The 12896-nt window shown below is 69.9% G+C and carries 7 protein-coding genes and 1 pseudogene; 5 read left to right on the forward strand and 3 right to left on the reverse strand.

The features are described 5' to 3' along the window. Nucleotides 1-733 (forward strand): annotated as a pseudogene (locus ACZ67Q_RS39190) (DUF2637 domain-containing protein); the annotation flags it as partial. 87 nt (nt 734-820) lie between these two features. Here ACZ67Q_RS39190 and lysS read toward each other — a convergent pair. Then, a complete protein-coding gene (gene lysS / locus ACZ67Q_RS39195; RefSeq protein ID WP_471192365.1) occupies nt 821-2575 on the reverse strand; it encodes a lysine--tRNA ligase in 1755 nt (584 codons plus the stop codon). A 209-nt stretch (nt 2576-2784) separates the two neighbouring features. Between lysS and ACZ67Q_RS39200 the strand changes: the two genes are divergently transcribed. From ACZ67Q_RS39200 to argS, 4 genes are all read left to right on the forward strand, one after another. After that, on the forward strand, nt 2785-3972 hold the full coding sequence (locus ACZ67Q_RS39200) for a COG1470 family protein (protein ID WP_471192368.1): 1188 nt from the start codon (nt 2785-2787) through the stop codon (nt 3970-3972). Nucleotides 3973-4022: 50 nt separating this feature from the next. Further along, the gene (locus ACZ67Q_RS39205; RefSeq protein ID WP_471192371.1) at nt 4023-5183 is read left to right on the forward strand and encodes a hypothetical protein; all 1161 of its coding nucleotides are present in this window, start codon (nt 4023-4025) and stop codon (nt 5181-5183) included. A 4-nt stretch (nt 5184-5187) separates the two neighbouring features. Beyond that, nucleotides 5188-5778, forward strand: a complete 591-nt coding sequence (locus ACZ67Q_RS39210; RefSeq protein WP_471192374.1) for a hypothetical protein — start codon at nt 5188-5190, stop codon at nt 5776-5778. A 98-nt stretch (nt 5779-5876) separates the two neighbouring features. Then, on the forward strand, nt 5877-7640 hold the full coding sequence (gene argS, locus ACZ67Q_RS39215) for an arginine--tRNA ligase (RefSeq protein ID WP_471192377.1): 1764 nt from the start codon (nt 5877-5879) through the stop codon (nt 7638-7640). Between the two features lie 145 nt (nt 7641-7785). Here argS and ACZ67Q_RS39220 read toward each other — a convergent pair whose 3' ends face one another. Both ACZ67Q_RS39220 and ACZ67Q_RS39225 read right to left on the reverse strand, forming a co-directional pair. Next, entirely contained in the window at nt 7786-8304 is a 519-nt protein-coding gene (locus tag ACZ67Q_RS39220; protein ID WP_471192380.1) for a hypothetical protein, read from the reverse strand. A 5-nt stretch (nt 8305-8309) separates the two neighbouring features. Continuing rightward, nucleotides 8310-12896, reverse strand: a 4587-nt coding sequence (locus ACZ67Q_RS39225; protein WP_471192382.1) for a ricin-type beta-trefoil lectin domain protein, incomplete at its 5' end; no start/stop codon positions are given.

The following is a 12896-nucleotide window of genomic DNA, read 5'->3' on the forward strand; positions in this document are numbered from 1 at the left end:
GGCCCCCGTGGAATCCCTGATGCCACTGCGCCTCGCCCGCTACGGCGTCCCCCTCTCCGAAACCGCCCCCGCCGGCCTCGCGGCAGCCGGCATCGAGCCGGCGTTGATACCGGCGGCCCCGAAGCCGGCCCTGGACGCGGCTCCCACGGCCGGGTCGGCGTCCTCCCCCGAGGCGGCCGCGCGCGGTCGTACCGCCGGGGCGGCTCCTGTCCCGCAGCAGAGGGCACCGCACGCCGAGCGCCCCGATCCGGCCGGCGACGAGGCCGGGCAGCAGGCCGGCGAAGCCGTCCCCGACGAGAGCCCGTGGTTCCACAACCCCCGCGAGATCGAGTACCACGGCGGCTACGACCCCAACTACGACCCGGCCGAGCAGTACGCGCAGTGGTACGCCGAGCAGCAGGAAGCCGAGCAGTACCAGGACCAGTACCAGGAGGAGCCGCCCGCCGACGAACCCTCCGAGGAGGAGACCGGCAGCTTCCCCATCCCGGTCGGCCCGAACCGCACCCGTGAGCTGGGCGACGGCGGCGGCATCCCGGAACCGGAGCCGACGGAGGAGGACTTCTACCTGGTCTTCCGCAAGTCGATCGACGGCAGCTACCCGACCCCCGCCCAGTTCCGGGAGGACGTGGAGGCGACGTTCGGCCGGACGCTGTCCAAGGGTGAGGCCGAGCGGATGGTCAACCGCTTCGCCGGCCGTCACTCGGCGGAACTCCAGGAGGACCACATCGCGTAGGCGGTGAGCAGGCGTGGACACGGGAAAAGGGGCCCTCCGCGAGGAGAGCCCCTTTTCCGTGACCGCTCAGGGCTTACCGCTCACCGCTCACGCGCCGAGCAGCCGCCGCACCCGCTCCTGACCCACCGCGAGCAGCAGCGTGGGCAGACGCGGACCGGTGTCACGGCCGACGAGCAGGTGGTAGAGCAGCGCGAAGAACGACCGCTGGGCGGTCTTGATCTCCGGCGGCAGCTCCTTGGGCGTGGCGTCCGCGGAGAACCCGGCCTGAACCTTGGGCACGCCGTAGACGAGGTGGGTCAGCCCGTCGAGCGACCAGTGCTCGGCGAGCCCGTCGAGCAGCAGCCGCAGGGACTCGCGGCCGGCGTCGTCGAGCGACTTCAGCAACTCGGCGTCGGGCTCCTCGCGCACGATGGTGCGCTGGTCGGCGGGGACGTGGGTGTTGATCCACGTCTCGGCCTTGTCGTACCGGGGCCGTGCCTCGTCCAGGGAGGCCAGCGGGCTGGACGGGTCCAGCTCGCTGAGGATGCGCAGTGCCTGGTCCTCGTGGCCGGCGGTGATGTCGGCGACGGAGGCCAGCGTGCGGTACGGCAGCGGGCGGGCCGTCTTCGGCAGCTCACCGGCGGCGGTGCGCACCGCGCGGGAGTGCGCGGCGACGTCGGCGGGGAGGGCCGAGCCGTCGGCGACCTTGGCGTCGAGGCGGTCCCACTCGTCGTAGAGCCGCTGGATCTCCTGGTCGAAGGCGATCTTGAAGGACTGGTTGGGCCGGCGGCGGGCGTACAGCCAGCGCAGCAGCTGCGGCTCCATGATCTTCAGCGCGTCCGCCGGTGTGGGCACGCCACCGCGCGAGGACGACATCTTGGCCATGCCGGAGATGCCGACGAAGGCGTACATGGGGCCGATGGGCTGCTTGCCGCCGAAGATCCCGACGATCTGGCCGCCGACCTGGAAGGACGAGCCGGGCGAGGAGTGGTCGACGCCGCTCGGCTCGAAGATCACGCCCTCGTAGGCCCAGCGCATCGGCCAGTCGACCTTCCAGACCAGCTTGCCGCGGTTGAACTCGCTGAGCCGGACGGTCTCGGAGAAGCCGCACGCCGTGCAGGAGTACGTCAGCTCGGTGGAGTCGTCGTCGTAGGCGGTGACGGTGGTGAGGTCCTTCTCGCAGTTGCCGCAGTACGGCTTGTACGGGAAGTACCCGGCGGAGCCGGACGAGCCGTCGTCCTCCTCCGCTGCGCCGGAGCCCTCGGCGGCCTCCAGTTCGGCCTCGTCGACCGGCTTCTGCTTGGCCTGCTGCTTCTTCTGGTCGGCCGGCTTGGGCTTGGTGCGGTACTGGGCGAGGACGGCGTCGATGTCCTGCCGGTGCTTCATGGCGTGCAGGATCTGCTCGCGGTACACCCCGGAGGTGTACTGCTCGGTCTGGCTGATCCCGTCGAACTCGACGCCGAGCTGGGCGAGCGACTCGATCATGGCCGCCTTGAAGTGCTCGGCCCAGTTCGGGTGGGGCGAGCCCTTCGGGGCGGGCACGGAGGTCAGCGGCTTGCCGATGTGCTCGGCCCACGACTCGTCGATCCCGTCGATGCCGGCCGGGACCTTGCGGTAGCGGTCGTAGTCGTCCCAGGAGATCAGGTGGCGCACCTGGTACCCGCGGCGGCGGATCTCGTCGGCGACCAGGTGCGGGGTCATGACCTCGCGCAGGTTGCCCAGGTGGATGGGGCCGGAGGGAGAGAGTCCGGAGGCGACGACGACCGGTTTGCCCGGGGCCCGACGCTCCGACTCCTCGATGACCTCATCCGCGAAACGGGAGACCCAGTCGGTGGTCTCGGCGCTCTGAGCCACGATCGGCACGTCCTCTTTTTCTGGAGTTCTCAGACTTCTCTGAAGTTCTCGAAACGGAGTTCTCAGCCGGCGGCCGGGACGGTCGCTCGGCCGCGCGCCCCCATTGTCCCAGGCCCGGCCCCAACCGGGAAAACGACTTCCCCCATCCTTGGCACAACCGTTCCCGTCACCCGCTGGTCCAACTGCTCGACGAACCGGCCGGCGAAGGGGTGGGCGACATGCGAAGTGGCGGCAGACGGGCACGGACGACGGGGGCAGCGGCCGCCGCGCTCCTGCTGGGTGCCCTGGCGGCACCGGCGGCGCACGCGGCGCCGACGCAACCGGCGGCGCCTGCTGCGCCCGCCGCACCTACGGAGGCGGACGTACGGACGTCTCTGCGGCCGGAACCCGCGACCCTGGCCCCCGGCCGCTCCTTCCAGCTGAACCTGACGACGGACGTGGTCACGGGCACGGTCCCGGAGCTGGCGACGGTGATCACGCTCCCGGCCGGCCTGACGTACGACCGTCCCTCGGCACACGACGACATGGAGTACACGCGCTGCACCCCGTCCGCGGACGGGCGCACGATCACCTGCCGCTCGCTGGACGCCCCGCACGAACACGTGTGGGAGAACCTGACCGTCCAGGTGGACCGGGACGTGGCCCCGGGCACCACCCTGCCGATCACGGCGAAGGCGGTCATCGGCGACGCGGTCGACACCAAGCCGGAGGACAACACGGCGACGGCGTCCGTGCAGGTGGCGGTGAGCGAGGACATCGGCGTCGCCTGGAAGCCGGCGAAGGCGTCGGTGAAACCCGGTGAGCGGGTGGCAGCCCGGTTCGTCGTGACCAACCACGGCTCGAAGCCCGCGCAGCTCAATGCCGTGCGGTTCTGGCTGGGCTTCGACTACTGGGACGGCACCTCGAAGCCCGACGACCCGGGCTGCTGGGCCGACCCGGGCGAGCTGATCTGCGACGTCTGGCGGAAGCTGGCTCCGGGCGAAAGCATCTCCTACGACTTCGCGTGGACATTCCCGCGGAAGGCGGCCGGCACCACGTACACGATGGCGGGCTCGCTCGCCTTCCCGGACGTTCTCGACCCGGACCCGGCGAACGACAGGGCCGACCTCGTCATCACGATCGGCAAGCCGTCCAAGCCGACACCGAAGCCGACACCGAAGCCGACCGCCACGCCGACGCCCACGCCGACGGCGAAGCCGACCGCGGCGCCGGCGCCGACCACTTCCACGACGGCACCCGTGACCGGCACGGGCGCCGACGTCACCCCGCAGGGCGGCAGCGGCCGGCTCGCCGCGACCGGCGCGTCCGTGCTCCCGTTCGCCGGTGCGGCGGCGGCACTGGCGGTGGCCGGCGGCGCGCTGGTGCTGACGGCACGCGGCCGCCGCCGGGAGCACGGCTCGCACTGAGCCCTGCCCGCCGTCAGTTCCGATCACCCGATCAGAGACAAGGACGACACATGCACCGACGTCGGGTACGCCTGTCCACCACCCTGAGCGCGGCCGCGCTGGCACTGCTGGCCGCTTCCGCGACCGCGGCGCAGGCGGCGCCCGCAACGCCCGCAGCCGGACCGGTCGACGTCGAGGCCCGGCAGTATCTGGACACGCCGTTCACCGCTCCGGGCCACAAGCTCGGCATACGCCCGATCGTCGAGACGGTGTCGGGCAAGGTGGATCACCTCTCTGTCACTCTGACCCTGCCCGAGGGCGTGACGTACCAGGGCACCAGCGACGACGGCGCCTCCGCCGTCTGCACGCCGTCCGCCGACGGCCGCAGTGTGACCTGCGCGAACAAGGACGGGAGCACCCGTCTGGTGTCCGCGTACGTGACCGTGCGGGTCGGCAAGGACGTCGCGCCGGGCACGAGCCTGACCTTCACGACCACCGCGGACATCGGTGACGCCGTCGACGCGAAGCCCGTGAACAACACGCAGACCGGACAGCTCGAGATCAGGCAGCCCGCGGACCTGGGCTTCGCGTGGAAGCAGCCGAAGGTCTCGGTGAAGCCGGGCGAGGACGTGAAGACGGAGGCCGTGGTGACCAACCACGGGCCCGGCCCGGTCAAGCTCGAAGCGGTGGAGTTCCAGACGGGCTGGGACTACGGGCCCAAGGACGGCAGCTATGACAAAGGCTGCTGGTGGGACCCGGGCGTGCTGATCTGCGACGTCTTCCGCGATCTGGCCCCCGGCGAGAGCGTGACGTTCCCGTTCGCCTGGGACTTCCCGCAGAAGGCCGCCGGCACGACGTACAGCGTGCCCGCCTTCCTGTACCAGAGCAGCCCGCTCGACGAGAACCCGGCGAACGACAAGCAGACTCTGGTCTTCACCATCGCCAAGGGATCCAAGCCGACGCCGAAGCCGACGCCGACCTCGAAGCCGACGGCGACGCCGACCTCGACGCCGACCTCGAAGCCGACGGCGGCGCCGACGCCCACGCCGGCCTCCTCTACCACGGCACCCGCCACGGCACCCGCCACCGGCGCGACCCCGCAGGGCGGCGACGGCCGGCTCGCCGCGACCGGCACCGGCCCGCTGACCGCGGTCGGGGCGACGGCCGCGGCGCTCACCGTCGCGGGTGGCGCGCTCGCCCTGGCACGGCGGACGCGCCGCCGGGAGCACTGAGCCGGTGGAGTACCGATGGGCCGCGGGCGCGGCCACCCTCGCACTGCTGGCCGCGCCCGTGGCACAGGCGGCGGACACCGTCACCGCCGATGGGTCCGCCGACCTCCGCCTCGCGTGGCGGAAGCCCTCCGGGCCGGTCGCTCCCGGCGAGCGCGTGGAGACGCCCCTGGTGGTGACCAACCACGGTCCGGCCACGGCCACCCAGTTGGAACTGACGATGACCGTCATGGGGGACCACTGGCCGGGCGGCCCGTACGAGGACGTCGCCCACCAGTGCTGGACCGACCCGGGCGTGGTGATGTGCCTGCTGTTCGATCTGGCCCCCGGGGAAAGCGTCACCCTCCCCGTGGGATGGCGCTTCCCCCGCAAGGCGACCGGCACGACCTACGAGGCTCCCGCCTCGGTCAAGGGCCTCCCGGACGACCCGGACACGTCGAACAACGCGGACAGCATCGACTTCGTCATCGCCGACCCGCCCCCGGCAAGGTCCGCACCCGGGCCGTGGCGCGTCGTCACCGCCGCGGCGGCGGGCGCGGCGGTCGCGGTCACCGCCGGCGCGCTGATCCGGCGCAGGCGGGCCCGTCGGCGGGCGTGAGGACCGGGGGCGGCCGCGCGAGCCCGGAAAACGGTTTTACCCCCCATGGGATACTGGCCGTGTCCACACACCCCACGAGGAGAACGGCACCCATTCCTATGGCCTCGGTCACGTCCCTCACCGCTTCCGTCCACCAGCGCCTCGCGTCCGCGCTGTCGGCTGCCCTTCCCGAGGCCGCCGGCGCCGACCCGCTGCTGCGACGAAGCGACCGGGCGGACTACCAGGCCAACGGCATCCTCGCGCTGGCGAAGAAGGCCAAGGCCAACCCGCGGGAGCTGGCCACACAGGTCGTCGCGCAGGTGACCACCGGTGACCTGATCCAGGACATCGAGGTCTCCGGCCCCGGCTTCCTCAACGTCACGATCACCGACCGGGCGATCACCGAGAACCTCGCCGCGCGCGCCGCCGACACCGACGGCCGCCTCGGCGTGCCGCGGGCCGAGCAGCCGGGCACCACGGTCGTCGACTACGCGCAGCCGAACGTGGCGAAGGAGATGCACGTCGGTCATCTGCGGTCCGCGGTGATCGGTGACTCGGTGGTGCAGCTGCTGGAGTTCACCGGCGAGAACGTGGTGCGCCGGCACCACATCGGCGACTGGGGCACGCAGTTCGGCATGCTCATCCAGTACCTGGACGAGCACCCGCACGAGCTGGACCACAGCGGCGCCGAGGTGAGCGGCGAGGAGGCGATGTCCAACCTGGACCGCCTCTACAAGGCCGCGCGCCGGAAGTTCGACTCCGACGAGGAGTTCAAGACCCGCGCCCGTCGCCGGGTGGTGGACCTGCAGGCCGGTGACCCGCACACGCTGGCCATGTGGCAGAAGTTCGTGGACGAGTCGAAGATCTACTTCTTCTCCGTCTTCGAGAAGCTGGACATGGAGGTCCGCGACCCCGACATCGTCGGCGAGTCCGGCTACAACGACATGCTCGCGGAGACCTGCCGCCTGCTGGAGGAGTCGGGCGTAGCCGTCCGCTCCGAGGGCGCCCTGTGCGTGTTCTTCGACGACATCAAGGGCCCGGACGGCAACCCGGTCCCGCTGATCGTGCAGAAGTCCGACGGCGGCTTCGGCTACGCGGCCACCGACCTCTCCGCGATCCGCGACCGCGTCTTCAACCTGAAGGCGAACACCCTGCTCTACGTGGTCGACGCCCGCCAGTCCCTGCACTTCAAGATGGTCTTCGAGACCGCGCGCAAGGCCGGCTGGCTGAACGACGACGTGAAGGCCCACCAGCTGGCGTTCGGCACGGTCCTCGGCAAGGACGGCAAGCCGTTCAAGACGCGTGAGGGCGAGACGGTCCGGCTGGTCGACCTCCTCGACGAGGCGATCGACCGCGCGTCGGCCGTCGTCCGGGAGAAGGCGCAGGACCTGTCCGAGGAGGAGATCGCCGAGCGGGGCGCCCAGGTGGGCATCGGCGCGGTGAAGTACGCGGACCTGTCGACGTCGGCGAACCGGGACTACAAGTTCGACCTGGACCAGATGGTCTCGCTGAACGGCGACACCAGCGTCTACCTCCAGTACGCCTACGCCCGTATCCAGTCCATCCTGCGCAAGGCCGGCGAGGTCCGCCCGTCGGCCCACCCGGAGCTGGAGCTGCACGCGGCGGAGCGCGCGCTGGGCCTGCACGTGGACGCGTTCGCGGAGATCGTCGCGGAGGCGGCGGCGGAGTACGCCCCGCACAAGATGACGGCGTACCTGTACCAGCTGGCGTCGCTCTACACGACGTTCTACGACAAGTGCCCGGTCCTGAAGGCGGACACCCCGGCCCAGGTCGAGAACCGCCTGTTCCTGTGCGACGTGACGGCGAAGACCCTGCACCAGGGCATGGCACTGCTGGGGATCAGGACGCCTGAGCGGCTCTGAGGCACCGGGGCCGGTGGCGGTGTGCCACCGGCCGCCCGTGGCCCGGCCCGTTCCTTCGACCGGGCGGGCAACAGCGCAGAAAAGAGGGTGCCGGCACCGGATTTCTCCGGTGCCGGCACCCTCTTTCAGTGCGGCGGCGCCGCCGTCAGATCTCCTCCGCCTTCAGGTCCCACGGGAGACGGTCCCCCGCAGCGGACTGCACGGCGCGGAGCCGGTCCAGGTCCTCCTCGATCAGCATCAGCGCTTCGAAGGCATAGGCAGCGCCTGCCTCCGACTCACCCTGCATCACTTCGGCATACAGAACCCACAGCCCCTGCCGCGCCGCTGTCACGCAGGCCTCGGCCACGGCGCTGTCCGAGTCGACGGCGGGCCCGAGGATCCGCAGGATCCAGCCGAGCGTCTCCCGTCGGGCGGGTTCGGACAGCGTCCCCGTCAGGGCGGCACAGGCCACCGGGACGAAGGCGGCGGACACCGGCAGCAGACCGTCGGCCGGAGTCATCACATGGTCGTGCAGTGCGGTGATGAACGCCTCGCCCCGACCGTGTCCCTCCTCGAGGGTGATCAGCTCCCTGATCCTGGCCGGAAGATGCGCGGCGCTCTCACCACAGCCGCACTCCATCTGCTCCCAGTCGAACTTCTGGAGTTCGATCTCGAAGAGAGTCACTACGTCTACCTTCCCCACGCGCCACCCGGTTCGGCGGTGATCCCGGGCACGAAGTTGCCGAGGTTGGGATAGTCCACCTGGCAGTTGACGCACACCGGTTTCAGGACAGCCTGCCAGTTGCGCTGCGCGTCACGCTCCAAGGTATACGCATGCGTGAAGATCACTTCGTCCACGTTGCCGCCCAGGGCGAGCAACGCGTTGCCCTCCGCGCAGTACCCACCGCCGGAAGAAGCGAGCACGGTGTCTCCGGTGCGCGTGTTGATGGCACCGACGTACGTGCGGCTCCTGGTCCTGGCGCTGGAGGCGAAGGCTGCGAACGTCGGAACTCGCTGCGAGACCTCTTCCAGACGTTCCGCCTGGTTCCAGTTCGCCGGTGCGCGGTCCACCTCGACCACCGGCGGCCTGTCACCGGCTTCACCACGGGAGCTGGGCACCTTGCCCGAGCCACCGCTACCGCTGGATCCGCCGTTGCTGTGCGACGAGCCACCGGCTGAGCCACCAGGCTTGGAGCCGCCGCCCTTCGAGGAACCGCCTCCCTTCGAGCCACTCCCCTTCGAGCCACCGCCACCGCCCGAGCTGTGGGACGAGGCGTGCGGCGCCGCCTTGGCCTGCGCCTGCTTCTGGACGGGGTTGCCGGTCTTCTTGGTGACGCTGACGGCCTTCTCGGTCGTCCGTTTCGCGGCTTCGGCAGCCTTCTTCTTGGCGCGTTGCGCGGCTGCCTTCTTGGCCTTCTCGATCGCGAGTTTCTTCGCTCTCAGAGCCGCCGCCTCGGCGGCCTTCGCCGCCTTCAGGACGATCTCCGCGGCCTTCTTGGCCGCCTTGAACGATTCGACAGCGCTGATGGTGCGCTTGACGGCCTTGATGACGGACGGGATCTTGCCCAGCTTGGTCCACGGGATGGCGTCGACCGCGATGCTGATGCAGGACCACATGTCGCCGCCGAAGCACGCCATGGCGTCGTTGATGCCGATGAAGTCCTTCAGCGTCTCCCACGCCACGGCCAGGATGACCGAGGTGAGGGACTTGCCCTGCATCGCCTGCGCCTGCGCGACCTGCGCCGCGGACAGACCCGCGCCCGCGAGGGCCGCGGCCCGCTCGGAAGCGGACAGCGAGATCGCCAGACCCGACGGGTCGGACATCGTCGCCGGGTTGTTGTGCGCGTAGGCGTACCCGTTGGACTGCAGGACATCGTTCAGGTTGAGCACCGGGTCGGTGGACAGGAAGCGTCCCACCACCGGGTCGTACAGACGCGCGCCGAGCGGCTGGAAGCCGGAAGCGTCGTCCCTGGTCGCTCCCAGGAAGCCGGTGTGGCTCTGGGCGTTGATGCCGGCCGTGTCGGTACCGCGCTGGTTGCCGAACGGGTCCTGCTTGCGGATCCGCACCGACATGCCGCCGCTCAGCGCGACCTCTGCGTAGGTGCTCCCCTGGTGATCAGCGGTCAGGGCGACCAGACTCTCGCCGCCGTTGCCGTAGGCGTAGCGCATGACCGCGCCGCCCGGGGAGGTGTAGGTGCGCTGGGTGTTGACCAGCACGCCACCCTTCTGGACGGTTACCTCGGCCTCGCCCAGGCTGAGCGTGGCCTGCTTGCCCTTGATCGACAGCAGGCGGGAGCCGTCCGGGCCGTAGATGTAGCGGGTGTCGTTCTGCGGCGCCCACAGCTGCTCCGCCTTCGTGCCGTCACAGGTGGCGAGCACGATCGGGGTGGAGTTGGCCGAGTTGGCGCCCTGGACCGACAGACACAGACCCGAAGCGACGTGGGTCAGCTGACCCGACGCGTTGCGCTTGAGCTCCTGGCCGGCCGAGCCGTCACACTTCTGGAGCTGGACCGCGGACCCGGCGGTGTTGCCGACGGGCTGGACACACCAGTTGTCGTAGACGTTCAGCGTGCCCTGGTCGGGGTTGGTACCGCCCGGGGTCTGGCTGAAGCGCCAGTTCTGCGCGGGCGAGCTGTTGCAGCCGTACAGCTGGATCGCCGTACCCGCCACAGCGAGACCGCTCTTCAGGTCCAGGCACTTGTCGGCGAGACCCACATACGGGGTCTTGCCACCGGTGCCCGCACCCGTGATCCGGTCGATCTGACCGTCGTAGGTCCAGGACAGGGACTGCTTGTCGCCGTTCTGGAGGGAGGTGATGGTCTTGGTCTCGCCGGTGAGCTCGTACAGACGCTCCGCCTCGGCCTTGACCTGCGCGCCGGCCGGCGTGGTGTAGGTCTTGGACACCTTGGTCAGCGTGTGCGGCTGGCTGCCGTCGGCCTTGCCGTAGGCGTAGGTGCTGGTGGCGTCCTTGGCGGTGTTGCCGGTGAGGTCCTTCTCGGTCAGCTTGGTGCGGTTGCCGAGCAGGTCGTACTCGTACTCCTGCCAGTAACCGGACTTGTCGGTACCGGGGGCGACATTGGGCGTGCCGTCGGTGTTCTTCGGCGAGCGGCAGGCGGTGTCGGGCTTGGACGTCAGGTCCTTCGCCGTCCATGCCGTCTTCAGCTCACCCAGCGGGTCGTAGGCGAAGCACTGACGTTCCTCGATGCCGGTCGCGCCCTCCGTGATGGAGGTGACGTTGCCGGACGGGTCGTAGGTGTACGACCGCTTGGAGACGAGGTTGCCGGAGACCAGGGACTGGTCGCCGCCGTTGGTGGCGCCCTTCTCGCGGTAGACCTGCTGGTCCTTGAGCTCACCGCTGGACTCGTCGTACGAGTTCTGCGTCCAGACCCGGTACGGCTGGGCGCCGAGCGTGGAGCGCAGCACCTGGCCGTACGGGTCGTAGACCGTCTCCGAGCCGTACCAGTCCTTGCCGGAGATGGAGAGCGGCTTGCCGTCCTTGTTGTAGCGGACGACCACCTTCTCGGAGTCGAGCTTGCCGACCTTGGGCAGGGTCGACTCCTCCAGCATGCCGTTGTCGGCGTACTTGTAGGAGTACGTGTAGGACTTGTCCAGGCCCCAGGTGGTGGCCAGGTTGTCCGGCAGGGTGAGCGTGGTGGAGGTCGGTGCGTAGTCCTTGGTGTAGCCGTTGACCTGCTGGGTGTAGGCCTCACCGTCGGTGTAGCGCGTGGCGGTGTAGGGCATGCCCTTGCCGCCCGGCGCCAGGTCGTAGGTGAAGTTGGTCAGCAGAGTGCCCGACTCGCTGTTCAGGCGCTGTTCCGTGGGCCGCGACAGCTGGTCGTAGCCGTTCCAGACGGTGAAGCCACGCGCGTTGGTGGTCGTCAGCGGCCGGTCGTGGCTGTCGAAGGTCGTCCGTGTGGTGCCCGAGTCCGGGTCCGTCGCGGAGTCCTGACGGCCGCGGTGGTCGTAGGTCCACGTCCACGGGTGGTTCTTGTCGAGGGTGTTGTACGCCTTCACGAGCTGGCCGCGAGGGTCGTACTCGTACTTCATCGACGTGAAGCCGCCGGGCGCTGCCGGGTTGAAGGTGTCCACCCGGGAGGTACGGCCGAGCGCGTCCGTGAAGACCTGGTAGGAGGACGCCCCCTGCGGGTTGACCACCTTGGACCAGTCGAGGCCGTACTCGTACTTGGTGGCCCGTGCGGGCACTTCCTGCGAGGAGACCTCGTGCGTGTCCGGGTTCTCAACCTTGAGGACCGGGGTCTCCTGGAGGACGCGGCCTGAGCCGTCGTAGGTGTAGCGGGTGATGTTGGGGACCTGGGTGTCGGCTTCCGGGGAGAAGAGCTCGCCGGGCTTGGCCTCGTAGGTCAGGTAGGCGTTGTTGGTCTGCCAGACCTCACCGGAGCTGTTGTAGAGCGTGTCGGTGATCAGCCAGCCGCCGCCGTCCGCCTGCTCCTGCGTCTGCCGTTCGCGGCCGAGGCCGTCGTAGAGGGTGACGGAGGTGTCGATCTTGTCGTTGTAGCCGCGGGTGTAGGTCGTGACGTAGGACGGCTTGCGGTCCTCGCCCTCCACGTACGGCGGCACCGTGTACACGGCGCGGAAGTCCGGCACCACGGTGTCAGATGGGGCGCGGTCCGCCGCCCAGGCCTTCTCGAGCCGGCCCAGCGGATCGAACTCGGCCTGCGTGACATGGCCGTTGGCATCCGTGGTCTTGGTCGTGGTGCCGCGACCGGGCTCGAGCTCCCGGGTCTCGGAGTGACCGACCGCGTTGGTCTCGGTGACCTTGAAGACCTGGCCGGTGGCCGGCTCGTAGGTGATGAGGCCGGCCGTCTTGTGGTCGGTGTCCGTCTGCCGCGTCACCCGCCCGATGGCGTCGAACTCGGTCGTGCCATTGGACTGCCAGCCGTTGCCGTCACCGTTGATCGACCAGGACTCGGACGCCTCGCCCTTGGTGGTGTCGGCGAGCGCCACGCCGTAACCCTGGCCGTCGTACGCGGTCCGCGTACCACTGCTGAGAGTGCTGAGGTCCGCGAAGTCCGCGGCCGCGCACGTCGTCGGGGACTCCAGCACCTGCTTGGTGAGCCCGATGATGTTCTTGGCGGTGTTGTGGATGTACTCGGACTTGGTGCAGGACTCGTCGCCGGTCTTGCCCGTGTCACCGAGGGATTCCACCAGCACCGGCAGACCATAGGTCGGCTCGTAGGTGGTGTGGGTCTTGACCACGCGTTCGGTGCGGGTGTCGTCGCTGTTGGTGCCGGACGACTTCGTGTAGGCGATCTCGTC

It is taken from the genome of Streptomyces sp. NPDC036813 (assembly GCF_055609245.1).

Bases quoted from the DNA above. Each gene is read 5' to 3' on its own strand.
- ACZ67Q_RS39200 (WP_471192368.1), top strand. From the start codon at position 2,785: ATGCGAAGTGGCGGCAGACGGGCACGGACGACGGGGGCAGCGGCCGCC.
- ACZ67Q_RS39205 (WP_471192371.1), top strand. From the start codon at position 4,023: ATGCACCGACGTCGGGTACGCCTGTCCACCACCCTGAGCGCGGCCGCG.
- argS (WP_471192377.1), top strand. From the start codon at position 5,877: ATGGCCTCGGTCACGTCCCTCACCGCTTCCGTCCACCAGCGCCTCGCG.